Below are 18,760 nucleotides of genomic sequence, written 5' to 3' on the forward strand. Positions count from 1 at the left end.
TAGCAGACGCTTGACGCTATTTTCTTGTGACGTAAAAATACTGTGATAAATTACGACATTGACTTCTAACCTGGCAACAGCCGCATGAACCACAACACAGACTTAGCTGAGCTAGCAACGGCAGTACAACGCTGTATAGCGACCACAGACAACCCTTTTGCCTCTGAAAAGCCGGACACGCGCGAGCTGACTATACAGGCTATTGCACACTTAACCGGTCACTATCGTATTACCGATATTATTGCTGCACTTACCGCAGAAAAAGAACGTTTAAGCCGCTTTACGCAGCGGTGCGGTGGTATGTTGGCGTACGAGCTTTCTCTGCCATATCGTGAAGCACTGTATAACTGCGATGCCGCGTTAGCATTTTTGCAAAGTACAGCTGTCCAGCAAAACTCCGCCGATAACGCTGACGCTTAAATTACCGACACAGGGATAGCAGATGCCAGATTTGTCACCCAACAAGAAGCATAGTTTAACCTTTATGGCTAACGGCGAAGTTGGTATGGGTGGGCCTATGATAGGAGCCGTTAGCGTAAACGGTCATCTGCTGGGTCACAACTTTATGGGCTGCTGGCTATGGAATGAAAACTCTGACTCGGTGCTGTTACTGGAATTTGTCAGCCGCGCACCAGACCGAACACAGCTTGTCAGTTATAACGCTGCTACCCATGCACTTAAACGCCACTCGCTGCAATTTGGTTACCACTTGCCAAATTTGCTGTTTGCCGACAACTTACTAACCTTTACAGATACTAAGCAGATTATTGCGTTAGATTGTTGAGGCTGGCAGGCTGAACCGCCAACTTGTGGTACTGGCGGCAATAACATTATTGGCCGCCCTTTTCAGCGCCGTCAGGTCCATTCACGACTTGCCTGCAGAATTAGCCCATAGCGTGATTTTTTGCAGCTCAACATCATTCGCTTTAATGTCAGACCAATTAGTCAGTTTAGGCTGTCCACCGTTTCAACAGGGCTTGCTGAATAGAAGGCGTTTGCCAAACATAATAAATGTATGCCAGATAATCCTCGTCTTTATTCATCTCTGGCTCTCAATTGCTTTTCGCGGATCAGACTTAAGCATTGTTGCAGGTAGTAAAGCTGCATGCCTATAGCCATATGGTACTCGCCTGCCATACCGGAATTGCCAGCGCCTTGCCGTGCTTTGGCTTCCTCTATTTGTAACTTAGGCATCAGGCTATCTATCGCCGAAATAACCTGATCACAGCGGTAAGTCGTGAGTAGGTCGTCAAATGCGCTGGTAATTCGATCAGGCAATCCTTCAAATTGCCACAATGAAATACTGATAATGTCTTTGATTTTCTGTTCCAGTGACTTCTGATCCATGTTTGTGTTTCTGCTCTTGTGTTAACTAAAGGAATGTTTGTCTATAACTGGAACTATCTTAGCTTTTTCAAACCGACCACCAAGCAGCACCACTGCCTTGTTGCTACCATTTTTCCGGGTACTATTGTTTAGGATCCCGTTGTAGCACGCGCTGTAAGCTTGATTCGCTCCGATACAGGCTTTAACGCTTTTCCATCAAAAAATTGGTTAGCACCACGCCGCGTACTTCCTTTTGCTGTTGCCTGACGACGTCAAAACCAAAATGCTGGAAAAATGGCTTAGCAGTAAGGCTGACATTAGCGTAAAAGCGCTTTACACCATAACGCTTGCCGGTTTTTAAAATATGCTGCATTAGGGCTTTGCCTACGCCCTTGCCCTGATAGGCATGGTGGCAAAAGAAAAAGTCGATATAGCCATCACTCTGTACGTCAGCAAAACCGACGATAGTGTCATTATCCAGCGCGACGAAGGGCTCACTTTCAAGCATGCGCATGGCCCAGGCGTTTTCATCGTATTGCGCCGGCGCCCAGGCATGGCGCTGCGCTTCATTGTAATCGCGCTGGTTAACATTGTGCACCGTGTTATAAAACAGCTCACGCAGCAGCGGCTCTTCACCAAATTGATAAGGACGAATGTGGTACATAATGTAGCCTCAGCTAAGAAATCGTCGCAGCATAACAGACTTGTCTTTATAAAATCTTTATATCAGCCCTACTAATCTTTAGAAAAGATTAACAGCAGTATTTGTCCGCCAACGTTAGGCTATGCGATATCAGAAGGCTGACTGCTGTATCTCATGTCTACTTATTCTTATTCATTTGCCGATAGCCAGGCCAGAACCAAGCACTTTTTCTACCGCGTTATTGGCTACCTGTTGCTAAGCCTGAGCGGAGCGCAGCTGCTGACTACAGCGGTTAGTTTTGGCCTGGCAGATAGATCGTTCTGGAATTTTCTGCTGTCAGCGCTCATCACGGCCAGCTGCGGTGGCGTGCTGATCATGCGCTCTGGTGGCGTCGTGCAGCTTAAAAAACGCTTTCTATTTTTACTTACCACCTTATGCTGGCTCAGTATCTGCGTATTTTCCGCCTTACCGCTTTATTTAAGCGTGCCAGACCTTAGCATTACCGATGCCTGGTTTGAAACCGTGTCAGCCATTACCACCACCGGCTCTACCGTATTAAGTGGCCTGGATACTATGCCCAAAGGCGTACTGTTCTGGCGCGCACTGCTGCAATGGATTGGTGGTATCGGTATTATCGTCATGGCGATTGCTATTTTACCGGCGCTAAAAATTGGCGGTATGAAGCTGTTTAAAACTGAAAGCTCAGATATTTCCGAAAAAATCCTGCCACGCAGCAGCAGTTTATCGACCTATATTTTACTGGTGTATCTGGCCATAAGCACCGCAGCGGCGTTAAGTTACGCCATCGGCGGCATGTCGTGGTTTGATGCCATTACCCATGCCATGACATCGGCGGCTACCGGCGGTTTTGCCAACTACGATGCTTCTTTTGGCCATTTTAATGACAAACCCTGGCTGCTGTGGCTGGCAAGCCTGTGGATGATGCTGGCAGCGCTGCCTTTTGTGCTGTTTGTTGGTATGGCCAAAGGCGATAAATGGGCCCTGCTACGCGACCCTCAGGTAAAGGCGTTTCTGACCATAGTTGCGGCTGTTACGCTACTGTTGACCCTGTATCAGATGTGGCACCACGACAGAGCGGTACTAGATGGCCTGACCCACAGCTTATTTAATGTGGTGTCGGTTATTACGACTTGTGGTTATGCCTCTGAAGATTACTCAGTCTGGGGCGCCATGGCGGTGGTGCTGTTTTTTTACTTAACCTTTAGCGGCGGCTGTTCTGGCTCGACATCGGGCGGCTTAAAAATTTTCCGCACCCAGCTGGCCGGGTATTTACTGCTAAAACAGTTAAATTTGCTTATTCACCCCAATGCTATCTGGACACAAAAATACGGCAGTAAGAAAGTCGATGATAGCCTGCTCGGAGCAGTATTGGCGTTTGCCTTTATCTATTTTGCCACTATAGCGGTACTGGCACTGGTGTTATCGATGTTTGAACTGGACATAGTCACTGCCGTTACCGGTGCAGCGACGGCAGTGAGTAATGTTGGCCCGGGCCTGGGTGATATTATCGGCCCGGCGGGTAACTTTGCCAGCTTGCCGGATGGCGCAAAATGGAGTTTAACCCTGGGTATGCTGTTGGGACGACTGGAAATTTTAACTATGTTATTGTTATTTACCCCTATGTACTGGCGCTACTGAGCAAACCCGGTGAAGACATTACGCCACAACAAACGCTTTGCCCTCTGGCAGCTGTTGCTGCTGTCGGTTGTTGCGCCTGTGCTGCTGGCGCTGCTGTTACTACCGGCCCGTGCCATTGCCACCACAACCGATGTTGCGATGTTGCAGCTGTTATGGGTTACGCTGGTGGCACAATATGCCGGCCAGCGCTGGGCCATCATTAGCACCTTTAGCAGTGTGCTATTACTCAATTTATTGTTTGTTGAGCCCTACTACACCCTGTTTGTGCACCAGGGCGACTATGTCATTACCTTTGTTGTTATGCTGTTGCTGGGTATTTTTATTGCCCGTTTGTCCGGCCGCTTGCGTTTACAGCTGGCGCGGGCGAAAAAATATATGCGCCAGCGCCAGTTATTAAATAACAAAACCCGCCAGGCAAAGCTTCAGGCTGAACTGGAGCACAGCCGCGCTATGATGCTGCGCTCGTTATCACATGACTTACGCACTCCGCTGGCCACCATTATGGGCGCCTCCAGTATGCTGGCCGACGACGAATTAAGCTTAAGCGAGGCGCAGATCCGCGAGCAAGCCACTAACATTTACCAGCAAAGCAGTTTATTAAGCCAGCATTTTGATAAAGTGATGGAGTTAAGCCGGGTGCAACAGATGCAAAGCTCAATGAAAATTGAGCCGGTAGCCGTGTCTGATATTATTTCCGCTGCCATTGCAAGGCGTGCGCCGGTGTTGGCTGAGCAGAGCTTCGCCATTGAGCTGGCTGATGCAGACTGTGCTGCTGATGCAACCTTGCTGGAAATTGCGCTGGCCAATATGCTGGAAAACGCCGTGAAACATGGCCAGCAACCGGTGCGTATTGCATTTAGCAACTGCAATGGCCAATGTAGTTTAAGCGTCAGCAATGCCACAACGGCTAAGGCCACCGCACAGCGCGACAGCGGTACCGGACTGGGTACTGCGATATGTCAGGCGGTGATGCATTTACACGCAGGCCAGTTTACTACCGAGATCAATGCTGCATCAGAGCACTTTATCGCCCGCTTAAGCTGGCCGCACACCACTACTGCAGGAGCAAAACGTGGCTGAAACCATACTGGTGCTGGAAGATGATCCGGCCATGCAGAGCTTCTTAACGACACTGCTAAAAAGTAAACAATACAACACCCACAGTTTCGCGCATGGCATCAGTGCGCTGCAGTATTTAACCGAACAAGCGGCCGATTTAATCTTGCTTGATTTGAGCCTGGCCGATATGGACGGCCAGCACTGGCTGCAGCAGCTGCGCGGCTGGTGTGATACGCCGGTTATTGTGATCTCTGCCCGCCAGACTGAGCAGGATAAAGTGCAGGCGCTGGATCACGGCGCCAATGATTATGTCACCAAGCCGTTTAGTGCAGCAGAGCTGTTAGCTCGCATCCGGGCAAACTTACGCCAGACTAACGTACAACAGCAGGTATTCTGTTTTGGCACAGTGCGGTTAGATCCGGTACAACGCAAAGTCAGTCGCGACGGTGCTGACGTACATCTAACCAAAACCGAATATGATATTTTACTGCTGCTACTGCGCCACGCCGATAAGGTACTGACGCACAACCAGATTTTAAGCCAGGTGTGGGGCGATGCTTATACCGGGCGGCCGGAATATGTCCGCGTACATATGGCGCAGCTGCGGCAAAAGCTGGAACACAGCCCCGCCGCACCGGTTTATCTGAAAACCGAACCCGGTGTCGGTTACCGCTTAAAGCTGCAGCCATAAAAAAGCCCTGCTAAGCAGGGCTTTATGCAAAAGCGCAACAGCCGTTACAGAATCGCTAACAGCTCTACATCAAAAATCAGTGCGCTAAATGGCGCTATAGCGTTACCAGCACCGCGCTCGCCGTAGGCCAGGTTGTGCGGGATGTATAAACGCAGTTTGCTGCCAGGCGACATCAGCTGCAGGGCTTCGGTCCAGCCGGCGATAACGCCTGATACCGGGAATTCTGCCGGCTCGCCGCGCTGATAAGAAGAGTCAAATACCGTACCGTCGATTAAGGTACCGTGATAATGCGTACGCACCGTTGAATTACGCGTTGGCTTGTCGCCTTCAGCGGCCACTAATACTTCGTACTGTAAACCTGAAGCCGTTACCGTGATTTCAGGGCGCTTGGCGTTTTCTGCCAGGAAGGCTTCACCGGCACCGGCTAATAATTCGGCTTTTTCGGCCTGTTCTGCCTGCATACGCTCACTGATCACAGTAAAGGCTGCGCGAATTTGCTCGTCCGTTACTTCTGGCGCCTGCTCAGTAAAAGCAGCAATAACACCGGCGGCTACCGCATCAATATCTAAACCGTCAAACGGGTTGTCGGCCAGTTGCTGGCCCATTTGTAAACCAATACCATAGCTGGCGTGTTGTTCAAGCGTTGTATATTTTGACATGAGTTCCACTTATGCTGGAAAAGCCTGACGGCTTTGGGTTAAAAGTGCGCTTATACTAGCGCATAAGCGTGCGAATGTCTTGCCGGCTCAAGCTGTCAATTGCTGCAGGCGCTGCCAGATGGCATCGACATGTTGCTGGTCTTGCTGGCTAAGCTCGCCGTTGGCAATAGCCTGGTGCAGGGTATCATTAACCTGTTGCACCACGTCAGCAGCAGAAAACGGCTGTGCCGCCACCTCTAAGGTGCCTACGGCTAAATCAAAGTGGCCGCGCAGATAACCCGAAGCAAACAGCTCATCATCGCTGGCTACCGGCACTAAGGCATCAAATAAATTGGCGGCCGCCTCAATAAACGGCTCTGCTGATACTGCTGTCATATTAGATTTCATCCTCGTAGCCCAAACGGTACATCACATAGTCGTTGTAGCCGGTCAGGATATTAATTAAGCCGGTAAGTTGTTGATCAAGTTCAACATCACCGGTGTCGGCCAACAGTGGCCGGCCTTCAAGCTGCTGCAGCTTAGCTTTGCTGGCGATCAGCAGAATATTGTCGCGGCCAATGGCGCGAATAACTGCCGGCGACAGCTGCTGGTTACCCCGGCCAAATACATGGCCCTGGCCGCCAATTAACGTAATAATCAGTTTGCTCGGATAGCCCTGCACCAGCTTAAGTAGCTGGCTGGCGCTGACATCTTTGCCGATAAGCTCACCGTTTTCGATAACATCAACACCCAGCAAGGTGTTATCCAGGCCAAGCTCTGCCATCACTGCGGCGACGGTAGAGCCAGAGCCCATCACGTAGCGCACATCGTCTTCAAGCTGGCTTACCACATAAGCTGCTAAATCAGCCAGCACCAGCTCTTCACTCTCGCGCCCGCCCATTTTTACGCTTTGCACATAGCGTAGCTGCGCCGGTATGCGCATTTCGCCGTAGCGGCGCGCTTTAACCACACCCTGACGAAATGCCTGCTCGTCAATGTCCATTACCGGCGCTTCGCTAAGTGACACCAGTTCACCGGCAATGAGCTTGGCCACCAGCTTACCGGCGGCCTGCGGGGATATGGCATACACGCCAGAGTGAATTTTCACCCCGGCCGGAATACCCAGCACTGTGGTGCTATCGCCCACCACCGCGCAGATATTGCGAGCAGTGCCATCGCCACCGGCAAACAGCAGCAAATCCACGCCCTGCTCTGCTATTTTTCGCGCGGCGGCTTCGGTATCGGCAGCGGTTGAAGGCCACTGCGTCGGGCTATACAGTACCTGATAGTTAAGATTAAGCGCCTGACAAAGCTGCCCGCCCATATCGCCGGCTACGGTAAGCACCTCAAACTTGTCAGTTAAAGCAGCAAGCTCGTTAAGTGCTGTGCTGGCGCGGTTCATCGCCTGAGGGGTAGCCCCCAGCGCTAACGCCTGCTCTGCCTGGCCGTCTGAGCCTTTTAAGCCGACACTGCCACCCAGCCCCGCCAACGGGTTAATAATAAGCCCCAGCCGAAACCGATTCGCCATACTGCTATACCTAACGCCGATTAAAAATGGCGGCTATTGTAAAGCCTTCGTCTGATGTTGGCTACCGGGCAAACTGACAGCCAACAAGGTTGCCAACAGCGCCAGGCCGGCTGCAAGGTGAAATGTCAGGCTGGCACCGGCACCGTCCAGCCACAGTATGCCTGCACCATAGGCGCCAATGGCGCCACCGCCGCCAAATATAACGCCGGCATACAACGCCTGACCGCGGCTGCGCAGATGTTTGGGGAAAAACTGCTGGATAAACTGCATAGCGCAGCTGTGGGCAATGGCAAAGCTACCGGCGTGCAACAACATACTGAAACTCAGCCACCATAAGTTATCGGCCTGCTCAGCCAACAACCACCAACGCAATACCGTTACACCATAGCAAATGCCCAATAATTTAGCGTAACTACGGTTACGCATCAGACTACCGGCAAAATAAAATGCCACAATTTCAGCAGCAATAGCGATGGCGATGAATAGCCCCGTCTGGCTACCGCTATAACCTAAATCACGGCTGTATAGGGTAAAAAAACCATAAAAAGGCGCAAAGCTCACTTGTAGCAACAATGCCGCCGCCATAAAACGTAGTAACACGGAGTTCTTTAACAGCTGGCTAAAGCGCACAGTATCTTCTGTCGTCGCTGTTGTTGAAGCGACTGAGGGCAGCATAAATAGCGTGATTAGCAATAACAGTAAAAATAGTAATGCCGATAATGGCAGAAACTCGCTGCCGTAACATTCAAACAACCAACCGCCCAGCATAACCAGTACTATATAACCAACGCTGCCCGCAGTACGGATACGGCTATAGGCCCGGGTATCATCATTCAGATAGTTTAATGTGGTCAGCTCCAGCTGCGGCAGAATGGCTGTCCAGAAAAAACTAAACAGGGCAAAACCTGCCAGTAAGGGCCAAAAGCCGATATCTACAAAACTGCTAAACCAGCCCAAAGTCGCCAACACTGCGCCAACTTGCATTACGCGTTGCGGCCTGGCTGTTTTATCCGCCACCCAGGCCCAGATATTGGGGCCAATTATGCGACTGGCGGTAACAATAGCCAGCAATAAACCAATATCGGCTGAGCTTAATCCCCTACCATCCAGAAACAACCCCAGGTAAGGTACAAAAATACCCAGCACACCAAAATAGGTAAAATAAGCCAGCACTAAGGCTGGCCGGGCGGACATAACGGTCATTAACTCTGGTTTACTCCCGGCTCTGGCGGGCAATATCCGGTGTACTTACTTTTACGTCGATATTCTGTGCGCGGTGGCGCAGATAGTGATCCATCAGTACTATCGCCAGCATAGCTTCTGCTATCGGTACCGCCCGGATACCCACACAAGGGTCGTGCCGGCCTTTTGTTACAATATCAATAACTTCTCCATGAATGTTGATACTCTTGCCCGGAATGCTAATGCTGGAGGTGGGTTTAAGCGCCATACTTACCAGCAAGTCCTGACCGGAGGAAATGCCGCCCAGTACACCGCCGGCGTGGTTGGCACTAAAGCCTTGTGGCGTTAACTCGTCACGGTGGCTTGAACCGCGCTGCTCGACCACGGCAAAGCCATCGCCTATTTCTACTGCTTTCACCGCATTAATACTCATCATGGCATGGGCCACATCGGCATCCAGGCGGTCAAACACCGGCTCGCCCCAGCCGACCGGCATATTGCTGGCCACGACATTGACTCGGGCGCCGACTGAGTCACCGTCTTTCTTTAGCTGGCGCATATACTCATCTAACGCATCCAGCTTGGACGGATCCGGGCAAAAAAACGGATTGTTATGCACTTCATCCCAGCTGACCAAGTCGGCTTTGACCGGGCCAAGCTGAGCTAAATAACCACGAATTTCGATACCGCACTGCTCGCGCAGATACTTTTTCGCGATGGCACCGGCTGCCACTCTGACCGCCGTTTCCCGCGCCGACGAGCGGCCACCGCCGCGGTAATCGCGGATACCAAACTTATGCCAGTAGGTATAATCGGCATGGCCCGGGCGGAACTGCTCTTTAATATTGGAGTAATCCTGCGAGCGCTGATCGGTGTTTTCAATCAGTAAACCTATGCTGGCGCCGGTAGTGGTATCTTCAAACACGCCGGACAGAATTTTAACCGCATCTTCTTCGCGCCGCGCCGTGGTATAACGTGAGGTGCCGGGCTTACGCCGGTCTAAGTCCAGTTGCAAATCTTCCGCTGTCAGCGTCATCCCCGGCGGGCAGCCGTCAACGATACCGCCAATGGCCGGCCCATGGCTCTCACCAAAAGTCGTTACTTTAAATAACTGCCCGATGCTATTACCCGCCATAGTGACTCCTTAACATATTTCGTCTTTAAACAGATGCTGGCAACGCTCCAGCTCAGCCTTAGTAATGGCAAAGACACCTAAACCACCATGCGAAAACGTCAGCCAGTCAAAACCAACGTCAGGAAAATCCTGTTGTAGCTGTACCATACTGTTGCCCACCTCACAGACCAGCACACCGCCGTCGGTTAAATGTGCGGCGGCCTCACGCAGAATGCGCCGTGTCAGTGCCAGACCATCCTCGCCAGATGCCAGGCCTAATTCAGGCTCGTGGCGATATTCATCAGGCAAATCAGCCATATCTTCGGCATCGACATAAGGTGGATTGGTAACAATTAAATCGTACCGGGCACCTGCCAGTGCGCCATAGCCGTCAGACAATATTGGAAATACGCGCTGCTCCAGGCCATGTTGCTCAATATTCAGCTGAGCCACTTCCAGTGCATCCGGGCTGATATCCACCGCGTCCACCTGGGCATCTTCAAACGCATAAGCACAAGCAATAGCAATACAACCCGAGCCGGTGCATAAATCCAGAATATGTTGCGGCTGTCTGCCCTGCAGCTGAGCGCTGAAGTTATCCGCAATCAGCTCAGCTATCGGTGAGCGTGGTACCAATACCCGCTCATCAATATAAAACGGTAAACCGGCAAAGTACGCCTGATGGGTTAAATAGGCAGCCGGGATCCGCTGCTCTATCCGCTGTTGCAACAAACCGATAAATTGCTCGCGCTCAGCGCGGATAAGCCGGGTAGCAAATAATTTTTCGTCTGTCAGCGGCGGCATATGCAGCACAAAGGCAAGCAGGCTGGCAGCTTCATCCCAGGGGTTGTCGGTGCCGTGCCCGAGGTAAATATCGGCCTGATGCATTTTGCTAACGGCAAAACGCAGCCAGTCATGCACGGTAATAAGTTCAGCAACAGCGTCGCTAATAAGGTGTGGAGTAAACAGCAGTTCGCCAGTATCGGACATGATGGATGTAAGCTCTTTTTGTAATAACCGGTCAGTTTGAGTAGACTTGCGCCATGCAAAAGAAAGTCAGTGTAGCATCCCACGGCATCAGTGCCGAAGACAGCCAGCTGTTTCGCGAGTCGATAACGGGCGCGCAGCCTATTGCGCAGGACAAGATACCGCCAGTTGCGGCGCCTCGCAAGAAAAAAAGACGTACAGACGTCTCAACACAACAGCTTGATGAAAATTTGTTCTGGTTTTCCGATCAGTTCGAAGGCTATATCGCCGAGGGTACTACGCTAAGCTGGGTGCAAAGCGGCGATGATCCGCACCTGAGCGGCCGTTTGCGCCGCGGTGAGTTTCAGCCACAAGTCGTACTGGACTTGCATGGCATGACCACTTTGCAGGCCAAAACCGAACTGGCAGGCCTGCTGGCCTATTGCGAAAAACATCAGTTTAATTGTGCTTGCGTGGTGCATGGCAAAGGCCTTGGCATCCTCGCAAAGAAAGTACCAAACTGGCTGATACAGCACCCTAATGTGCGCGCCTTTCATACCGCACCGAAAAGCTGGGGCAAACACGGTGCCTTATTGTTGTTGCTGAAACTGAACGACTAAAAACTCAGTAGCGCCAGCTCCTGCGGTGATAACCGTTCCAGTAAGCGTCCACCCTGCGTTGGCCGGTAATCAATGCAGGCCAGCTGAGCGGTGTTAAACACCGGCGCCTGGCCGGGTAGCGTAAAGGCCTCTACCAGAAAACTGACCAGCGGCATATGCGACACCAACAACACCCTGGCGTCTGGTTTATCACTTATTCTGGCATCAAAATAACTTTTAAATAATGACGCATCGCCATCAGGCACCAGCTCTGGCACAATTTCCAGCTGGCTAAACGGCGCCTGCTTAGCTAACATTAATTCTGCTGTTTGCCGGGTACGAAGATAGGGGCTTGCCCAAACCCAGTCAAACGCGGCATAGTGTTGCTGTAACCACAGCGCCATCTGGTTCACATCGTGCTGGCCTCTGGCGGTAAGCTGACGCTGACTGTCCTGCGCGGACATAGGCTCTGCTTCACCGTGACGCATAATAACGAGATTTACCATGTAATTGACACCATACTGCTCTGGGTTTCGTGTTAACTGATAGTAGGCAGATAACCATACGCCGGGTAAAAATTGTGCGCTATGATAATGAAAGTTAGCGCCAAGAGTAACTGCTAATAACGCATAAGACATACGCTGTTTATTACTTATCGCTATGACCATACAGGTGTCAGCCGGACCGGTACCAGCTAAAAAGGTAGCCATTTTGGAAAATAATCAAATTTTGCAAAGCCCTAACGATCAGAACCAGTATCAGTATCTGACACTGGAAAATGGTTTGGCGGTGTTATTGGTACAACAAGCGGATAGTGAAAAAAGCGCGGCGGCCCTGACGGTTAATGTTGGCCATTTTGATGATCCACTGGATCGTCAGGGGCTAGCGCATTTTTTAGAGCATATGCTGTTTCTGGGCTCAAAAAACTACCCCAATGCCGGGGATTACCAGCAATTTATCAACCATCATGGCGGTAGCCACAATGCCTGGACCGGCACCGAGCACAGTAGTTTTTTCTTTGATATCGACAGCGCATTTTTTGCCGAGGCGCTGGCACGCTTCGCCGATATGTTTTGCCAACCGCTGTTTGCCAGCGACTATGTTGATAAAGAGCGCCATGCTATTGAAGCCGAGTTTTCACTAAAGTTAAAAGACGATAGCCGGCGCATTTATCAGGTGCATAAAGAAACTATCAATCCGGCGCATCCGTTTGCCAAGTTTTCTGTCGGTAATTTAACCACGCTATCTGACAACCCGCACAGCACACTGCAGCAGGCATTACGGGACTTTTTCGCCCAACAATACAGCGCCAAACGCATGACGCTAACCCTGGTATCATCACTGCCGCTGGCACAGCAACGCCAGTACGCCGAGCAGTATTTCCGGCAGCTGAGCGGCCACTTGCCGGCGAAAGCCCCACTGGACGTGCCGCTGTATTTAGCCGAGCATCAGGCAATACAGTTAGCTATTCAGCCACATCGTGATACACAAAAGTTGGTCGTCAGCTTTGCCCTGCCCGATATTCAGCGCTGGTACCGGCACAAACTGATTAGCTTTATTGCCCATCTACTGGGAGATGAAGGGCCTGGCTCGCTGCTAAGCTACCTGAAACAACAAGAATTGGTCAATCAGCTAAGTGCCGGCGGCGGTATCGACGGCAGTAACTATAAAGACTTCACTATTGCGTTTGAACTCACCGATGCCGGTCTGCAGCAACGCGACACTATCTTGCAGGCGTTGTTTAGCACCCTGGCAATGCTAAAAAGTCAACCTCTGCCAGCGACCTTATTTGCCGAGCGGCAAAAACTGCTGCACTGGGCCTATTTGTATCAGGAGCCCGCTACCGCTTTGCAAACAGCGAACCATTTATCGGTAAGTATGCAGCATTATCCGCTGGCCGATATTATTTTCGGCGACTACCGGATGGAATTGCCCTCAGAAGCGCTATATCAACAGGTGCTAAGCTATTTCACCCCAGATAATATGCGCCTGATGCTGATTGCGCCGGGGGTCAATGTTGACCGCCAGGCACGCTGGTACCACACCCCTTACAGTGTATCAGCACTGCCAACGGCCTTATTACAACAGCTTTGTGACGCGGCACCGCTGCCAGATATCTATTTGCCACAGCCAAACCCTTATTTACAGGGGGATATCAGCTTGCTGGCGCCCGGCGCACATATGATAAAGCCGTCACAGGTGTATACCGATGACAAGCTGAGCGTCTGGTATAAAGCGGACACTGAATTTGGCAGCCCCAAAGGCCATATTTTTGTTCAGCTAAGCCTGCCCGCCAGTATCGACAATTGTCAGCACATGGCCGCAACCCGGTTGTGGGTTGAATTGTTTCAGGACAATATTAACCAGCAGCTCTATGCCGCCACGACCATCGGCCTGATGTACCATATACATGTGCAGCGTCAGGGGATCAGCGTGCATACTACTGGCCTGGCCACCAATCAGCTGCTGTTGTTGCGCGATATTTTGCAGCAAATGCCGCAACAACAGTTTAGCGAAAGCCGCTTTCATGAGCTTAAACGTCAGCTAAGCCGGCACTGGCGTAACAGCAGTAAAAATAAGCCGGTAGCCCGCCTGTTTAGCCAGCTGTCAGCCCTGCTGCAGCCACTGAACCCGGAAATAGACCAACTGGCCGAGGCGCTGGATAACCTGAGTTTTAGTCAGTTTCAGACCTTTCACCAGCGGTTATTACGCGGCGTACATATTGAAAGCCTGCTGCTGGGCAACTGGACCAGCGAACAGGCAGCGCAACTGACCAGGCAGCTACAGCAATGGCAGTCGCAGTTACACAGTTGCGGAGCGCGGCTGGCCAATACCACCTTTAACATGCAAGGCATGGGGCCGGTGTGGTTACAACTGGATGTAGAGCACACTGATCATGCGCTGGTTATTTATCTGCCGGCACAGCAGGCCAGTGCCGAGCAAATGGCACACTTTATGTTGGCTAACCATGTCTTGTCACCGGAATATTTTCATCAGCTGCGTACCGAGCAACAATTAGGTTACCTGGTGGGAACCGGTTATGTGCCTATTAATACGCTGCCGGGTATTGCGTTTTACATTCAATCACCTTCGGCTGATTGCGAAACCCTGTACCAGGCTACGGTGATGTTTTTCCGCAGTTTTCTGGCTGATACAGAAAATCTGTCGTCAGACGAATTCAACCATGTAAAGCAAGGCTTGCTATCGCAGCTGAATGAGCGTGATAACAGCCTGGGCGCGCGCGCTAAACGCTTCTGGCTGGCACTGGGGCAGCAGGACCACAGCTTTGCGCTAAACGAGCAGATTATTACAGCGTTACAACACCTGACGCTGGCCAGCTTTGTCGCCTTTTTGCAGCAGTTGTTGCTACCCAGCTACGATGCCATCTTTCTCGCCACCGATGGTAAGCCAGAGCACAGCCATTTACGCTTTAGCGACAGTGCCAGCCTGAAGCGGCAATTACAAAATGCTTTTGACACTAAGGCTAAAGTTATATAACGTGAGCGCTGGTCTTGTTAACCAGCTGCCATAAGTGTCATTAAAACAAAAAATTATTATAATAATCAGCGCATTTCTATTGGCTGTTTTACCTTTTAGCCTGTTTGCTATCAGTTGGGACCCACTACAGCCTTACACCTTAAGCGCTGTGCTGCTGTGCTCATTTGGTGCCTTAATACTGGCACATTTCAGCATTGTAAAAATGCGCCGTTATCAGCAAAAACTCGAGCATAGTGAAGAACGCTTGCGCTTATCGTTGTGGGGCAGCGGCGATGAGCTGTGGGACTGGAAGATCAGCAGCGGCGAATTATACCGTTCCAGCGCCTGGTTGCATCCGGTTGAATTACAGCCAGACAGTAAAGATTTCCCCCCGAATAAAGCGCAAATCCATCCACAGGATCTCAGCCGGGTAACAAAGCTACTGCAGGACCACCTTGATGGGAAAACAGCGCACTTTGAAGCGACCTACCGGATAAAAACGGCCGACAACAACTGGACCTGGGTATTAGACCGCGGCAAAGCCGTTGCTTTTGGTGACGACGGTAAGCCCAGCCGGATGACAGGCACCTTAAAAAATATTCATCAGCTAAAACAAACCGAGGAGCAGCTGCAGCTGTTTGCCCGTTGTTTGCACAATATATCTGATGCGGTGGTTATTTGTGACACCGACTTCACTATTTTAGAAGTTAATCCGTCTTTTAGCCGGGTAACCGGCAGAACACGCGAGCAATGCTTGCAACAACGCTTCGAATTAACCTTATACCCCAGCCGTTTTATGCACGACATCCGCCAGTCGCTGGCCAGCAACGGCAGTTGGAGCGGTGAAATACGCGAGCAGCGTCAAAATGGCGACATTTATCAGGCCGAGCTGACCTTTGATCAGATTAAAGACGATCAGGGCCATATCAGCCAATATGTGGCAGTTTTTTCTGATATTACTGAGCGTAAGCAGCGCGAAGCCGAGCTCAGCCGGCTGGCAAGCAGCGATACACTCACCGGTTTGCCCAACCGCGCCTTGTTTATGCAAAAGCTGGCGCAGTTGGTTGCCAGTAAAACACAACATGCCTTGCTGGTATTTGACTTAGACAACTTCAAAAAAATTAATGACTCACTGGGACACGAGCTGGGCGATAACCTGTTATGTAAGCTGGCACAGCGTCTGAGCCACTTCAGCAGTTACACTAACCGCCTGTATCGGCTTGGCGGGGACGAGTTTGCCCTGCTGCTGGATCAGACCAACGACTTACACCATATTACGTCGTTAGCCAAAGCCTTGCTGGAATTAATTAATAAGCCTATTTTGGTGCAGCAGCATGAACTGGCCATCACCAGTAGCGTTGGCATAGTCTTGTTCCCCGACGATGGCCATAACCCCCAGGCCCTGCTGCGAAACGCTGACACGGCAATGTATCACGCTAAAAATCAGGGTGCTAACCGCTATTTGTTTTTTAATGACGCCATGAATAAACAAGCCGTCAAACGGCTACAGCTGGAAAACCTGATCCGCCACGGCTTAAAAGAAGATTACTTTGCCGTGTATTATCAACCCAAAATGGATATTGCCAGCGGCCAGTTAGTCGGTATGGAAGCGTTGGTACGTTTTATTACCCCCAAAGGTGGCATCATTAGTCCGGCCAGCTTTATTCCGGTGGCCGAAGAAACCGGACAAATTATTGAAATTGGTGAAATTGTGCTGCGTAAAGCCTGTCAGGCAGTGAAAGGCTGGATCGATCAGGGCTTATTTCATGGCCGGCTTGCCGTTAACCTATCGTCGCGCCAGTTCAGCCTGCCCTTTTTATGCGAATTGATCGACGATATTTTGCAGCAAACCGAACTGCCGTCATACCATCTGGAGCTGGAAATTACCGAAGGCACAGTTATGCAGTCGCCACCGCAGGCGATTGAAACGATGAAAAAATTACGTGCCCGCGGTATTCACCTGGCGATGGATGACTTTGGCACTGGCTATTCATCACTGGCGTATCTCAAGCAATTTCCACTTAATACCCTGAAAATAGACAAAGCCTTTATTGACGATATGCGCACCGCCCGCGGCCGCAATATGGTCGATACCATTATGACCATAGCGCATAATCTTAGTCTGAATGTGGTGGCCGAAGGCGTAGAAGACGATGAACAGCTGGATATGTTACGCAAACTGCGCTGTGATGTGATCCAGGGCTATCATTACAGTAAGCCGTTGTCTGCCGCTGAGCTCAGCCAATTCTTGCAACAGTTAAAACAACAACGCAGCAAGCCAGCACTGGTAAGCATTGTTAGCTAGCAGCCAGAAAAAAGCCCCGAAAACGGGGCTTTTTGGCTAGTCAGTGTCGGTCTCGACATAAGAGAAATCATCACTGCCATCAGCAATGCGTTTCTTACCAAACACTGTATGAAACTTACGTTTCTCTGCCAGTCGCTGTTTGTATTTCAGCCAGGTTTTTTCAAACGCTGTTGTGGCCGGCTGCTCGCCTTTGCACACTGAAACAAAACGTTTTTCTTCATCATTCACCGGGGCACGGCTACCCTGCTCCAGTTCCTGCATTGCCACCCCATGTTTCTCCAGCATGTTACCTTCTGCCAGAGTAAAGCGCCCGGACCGCGTAAAACCTTTCGGGAAATTACGGTCATCGAAAAAGCGACGGTTAGCGACAAAACTTTGCTGCATCACTTTTTTCCTCTAATCTCGTTGAATATCAAGCCAGCCTGTTTAAACTGTGCGGAGTATGGTTAACAAAATTCCCGTCGTAAAACAAATATTTTTTATCGACACCATAAAAATATCAAAGGATTTAATTTGGATACCGAACTGCTCAAAACCTTTATAGAAGTTCAGCGTACAAGGCATTTTGGTAAAGCCGCCGAAAATCTTTACTTAACCCAGTCAGCCGTCAGCTTTCGTATCCGCCAGCTTGAGCAGCAACTTGGCGTTAACCTGTTCAGCCGTTATCGCAATAATATTCAGCTTACTGCGGCCGGTGAACGTTTATTACCGCATGCAGAAGCCATGCTAACGGCATTGCAACGCGCCAGACAAGATGTGGCTGTCAGTGCAGAACAAAGTATCCAGCTGTCTATCGCTGCCAGCGCCAATGTTTGGGAAGCGTTTTTGTTACAGGGCTTTATTCAGATCCAGCAGCAGTTGCCAGAGCTATGCTGGCGTGCCGAGTCTATGGGCAAAGAGCAAATCGCCCGCCAGGTATTAGAGCGGCAACTGGACATTGCAGTGTTGTTTGATGCCCCTAAAGTGGACGAAATGCAGATCGACAAGCTGGGAGATATCAAACTGTTACCGGTAACCACTTTTAGCAACCGCAGTAGCGAACAGGCCATGCAACAGCGCTATATTCTGGTCGATTGGGGTACGGCCTTTGATATTCAGCATAGCCGCTGTTTCCCGCAGTTGCCGCCGCCGTTTTTACGCACCGGCAGCGCCCGTATTGCGCTGGAGCTGATGCAGCAAGGTGGTGGCTCAGCTTACCTGCCCCAAACCATGGTGAGTCATTTGCTGGCCGATAACAGCTTAACCCTGATTAGCGATGCCCCGGTGATGACGCGTGAACTGTTTGCTGTGTCACTGCCCAAAACAGCCCAGCGCCAGCAGATAAGCGATATTGTCTATCAGTTACGCCAACTGCTACACAGTAACTGATTAAGGTTTAAACAGCGCCGTATTACGGCCATGGGCTTTACTCAGCAGCAGCCGCTTATGGCTGTTAAACAGCGGTAATAATAACGGCCCGGTCAGGATGGCTGCCAGCGCCCATTTTAGCGCGGTCATGCCACTGCGCAGTGCCGCAACATAAATACCTGCGGCTGTCAGCAGCCACACAACAGGTAACATTAACACCAGACAT

The 18,760-nt window shown here is 50.8% G+C and carries 20 protein-coding genes; 9 read left to right on the forward strand and 11 right to left on the reverse strand.

Features of this window, described 5'->3' with window-relative positions:
• The first annotated feature begins 84 nt into the window (after positions 1-84).
• Positions 85-420, forward strand: a complete 336-nt coding sequence (locus EYB30_RS17145; RefSeq protein WP_166840527.1) for a hypothetical protein — start codon at positions 85-87, stop codon at positions 418-420.
• 22 nt (positions 421-442) lie between these two features.
• Positions 443-784, forward strand: coding sequence for a hypothetical protein (locus tag EYB30_RS17150; RefSeq protein ID WP_166840530.1), 342 nt, complete (start codon positions 443-445; stop codon positions 782-784).
• 251 nt (positions 785-1,035) lie between these two features.
• On the opposite strand, the gene EYB30_RS17155 is transcribed toward EYB30_RS17150, so the two are convergent.
• Complete coding sequence (locus tag EYB30_RS17155; RefSeq protein WP_166840532.1) at positions 1,036-1,347, reverse strand: hypothetical protein; 312 nt, start codon at positions 1,345-1,347, stop codon at positions 1,036-1,038.
• Between the two features lie 181 nt (positions 1,348-1,528).
• Positions 1,529-1,990, reverse strand: a complete 462-nt coding sequence (locus EYB30_RS17160) for a GNAT family N-acetyltransferase (protein WP_166840534.1) — start codon at positions 1,988-1,990, stop codon at positions 1,529-1,531.
• A 153-nt stretch (positions 1,991-2,143) separates the two neighbouring features.
• Between EYB30_RS17160 and EYB30_RS17165 the strand changes: the two genes are divergently transcribed.
• The 3 genes from EYB30_RS17165 to EYB30_RS17175 are packed head-to-tail and all read left to right on the forward strand — an operon-like array spanning position 2,144 to position 5,378.
• A complete protein-coding gene (locus tag EYB30_RS17165) occupies positions 2,144-3,628 on the forward strand; it encodes a TrkH family potassium uptake protein (protein ID WP_166840536.1) in 1,485 nt (494 codons plus the stop codon).
• 9 nt (positions 3,629-3,637) lie between these two features.
• Positions 3,638-4,708, forward strand: a complete 1,071-nt coding sequence (locus EYB30_RS17170; RefSeq protein WP_166840538.1) for a sensor histidine kinase — start codon at positions 3,638-3,640, stop codon at positions 4,706-4,708.
• Positions 4,701-5,378 carry a response regulator transcription factor gene (locus tag EYB30_RS17175; RefSeq protein ID WP_241698072.1) on the forward strand — a complete coding sequence of 226 codons (678 nt, stop codon included), beginning with the start codon at positions 4,701-4,703 and terminating at the stop codon, positions 5,376-5,378. The genes EYB30_RS17170 and EYB30_RS17175 overlap by 8 nt, the downstream gene beginning before the upstream one ends.
• A 44-nt stretch (positions 5,379-5,422) precedes the next feature.
• On the opposite strand, the gene EYB30_RS17180 is transcribed toward EYB30_RS17175, so the two are convergent.
• The 6 genes from EYB30_RS17180 to prmB all read right to left on the reverse strand — a co-directional run bounded on the left by EYB30_RS17180 (position 5,423) and on the right by prmB (position 10,830).
• The gene (locus EYB30_RS17180) at positions 5,423-6,037 is read right to left on the reverse strand and encodes a BamJ family beta-barrel-assembly machinery protein (protein ID WP_166840540.1); all 615 of its coding nucleotides are present in this window, start codon (positions 6,035-6,037) and stop codon (positions 5,423-5,425) included.
• Between the two features lie 87 nt (positions 6,038-6,124).
• Positions 6,125-6,412: a YfcL family protein gene (locus tag EYB30_RS17185; protein ID WP_166840542.1), complete on the reverse strand. Its 288-nt coding sequence runs from the start codon at positions 6,410-6,412 to the stop codon at positions 6,125-6,127.
• A 1-nt stretch (position 6,413) separates the two neighbouring features.
• Positions 6,414-7,544, reverse strand: a complete 1,131-nt coding sequence (locus EYB30_RS17190; protein WP_166840545.1) for an ATP-NAD kinase family protein — start codon at positions 7,542-7,544, stop codon at positions 6,414-6,416.
• Positions 7,545-7,577: 33 nt separating this feature from the next.
• Positions 7,578-8,747, reverse strand: a complete 1,170-nt coding sequence (locus EYB30_RS17195; RefSeq protein ID WP_166840547.1) for an MFS transporter — start codon at positions 8,745-8,747, stop codon at positions 7,578-7,580.
• A 10-nt stretch (positions 8,748-8,757) separates the two neighbouring features.
• Positions 8,758-9,861, reverse strand: a complete 1,104-nt coding sequence (aroC, locus tag EYB30_RS17200) for a chorismate synthase (protein ID WP_166840549.1) — start codon at positions 9,859-9,861, stop codon at positions 8,758-8,760.
• 9 nt (positions 9,862-9,870) lie between these two features.
• Complete coding sequence (gene prmB, locus EYB30_RS17205; protein ID WP_166840551.1) at positions 9,871-10,830, reverse strand: 50S ribosomal protein L3 N(5)-glutamine methyltransferase; 960 nt, start codon at positions 10,828-10,830, stop codon at positions 9,871-9,873.
• Positions 10,831-10,883: 53 nt separating this feature from the next.
• On the opposite strand from prmB, the gene smrB reads away from it, so the two are divergent.
• On the forward strand, positions 10,884-11,426 hold the full coding sequence (gene smrB / locus EYB30_RS17210) for an endonuclease SmrB (RefSeq protein WP_166840553.1): 543 nt from the start codon (positions 10,884-10,886) through the stop codon (positions 11,424-11,426).
• On the opposite strand, the gene sixA is transcribed toward smrB, so the two are convergent.
• On the reverse strand, positions 11,423-12,073 hold the full coding sequence (gene sixA / locus EYB30_RS17215) for a phosphohistidine phosphatase SixA (RefSeq protein WP_241698073.1): 651 nt from the start codon (positions 12,071-12,073) through the stop codon (positions 11,423-11,425). The two genes, smrB and sixA, sit on opposite strands and share 4 nt — an antisense overlap.
• A gap of 43 nt (positions 12,074-12,116) precedes the next feature.
• Here sixA and EYB30_RS17220 point away from each other — a divergent pair, with 43 nt between their 5' ends.
• Both EYB30_RS17220 and EYB30_RS17225 read left to right on the forward strand, forming a co-directional pair.
• Positions 12,117-14,903 carry an insulinase family protein gene (locus EYB30_RS17220; RefSeq protein ID WP_166840555.1) on the forward strand — a complete coding sequence of 929 codons (2,787 nt, stop codon included), beginning with the start codon at positions 12,117-12,119 and terminating at the stop codon, positions 14,901-14,903.
• Between the two features lie 79 nt (positions 14,904-14,982).
• Positions 14,983-17,187: a bifunctional diguanylate cyclase/phosphodiesterase gene (locus tag EYB30_RS17225; RefSeq protein ID WP_241698074.1), complete on the forward strand. Its 2,205-nt coding sequence runs from the start codon at positions 14,983-14,985 to the stop codon at positions 17,185-17,187.
• A 36-nt stretch (positions 17,188-17,223) separates the two neighbouring features.
• Here the strand turns inward: EYB30_RS17225 and EYB30_RS17230 are convergent, their stop codons facing one another.
• Positions 17,224-17,571, reverse strand: coding sequence for a MaoP family protein (locus tag EYB30_RS17230; RefSeq protein ID WP_166840559.1), 348 nt, complete (start codon positions 17,569-17,571; stop codon positions 17,224-17,226).
• A 129-nt stretch (positions 17,572-17,700) separates the two neighbouring features.
• On the opposite strand from EYB30_RS17230, the gene hdfR reads away from it, so the two are divergent.
• Complete coding sequence (hdfR, locus tag EYB30_RS17235) at positions 17,701-18,555, forward strand: HTH-type transcriptional regulator HdfR (RefSeq protein ID WP_166840561.1); 855 nt, start codon at positions 17,701-17,703, stop codon at positions 18,553-18,555.
• On the opposite strand, the gene EYB30_RS17240 is transcribed toward hdfR, so the two are convergent.
• Complete coding sequence (locus EYB30_RS17240; RefSeq protein WP_241698075.1) at positions 18,556-18,747, reverse strand: hypothetical protein; 192 nt, start codon at positions 18,745-18,747, stop codon at positions 18,556-18,558. It lies immediately after the preceding gene.
• Between the last annotated feature and the right edge of the window lie 13 nt (positions 18,748-18,760).

It is taken from the genome of Rheinheimera pleomorphica (genome assembly GCF_011634895.1).
Classification (GTDB): domain Bacteria; phylum Pseudomonadota; class Gammaproteobacteria; order Enterobacterales; family Alteromonadaceae; genus Alishewanella; species Alishewanella pleomorphica.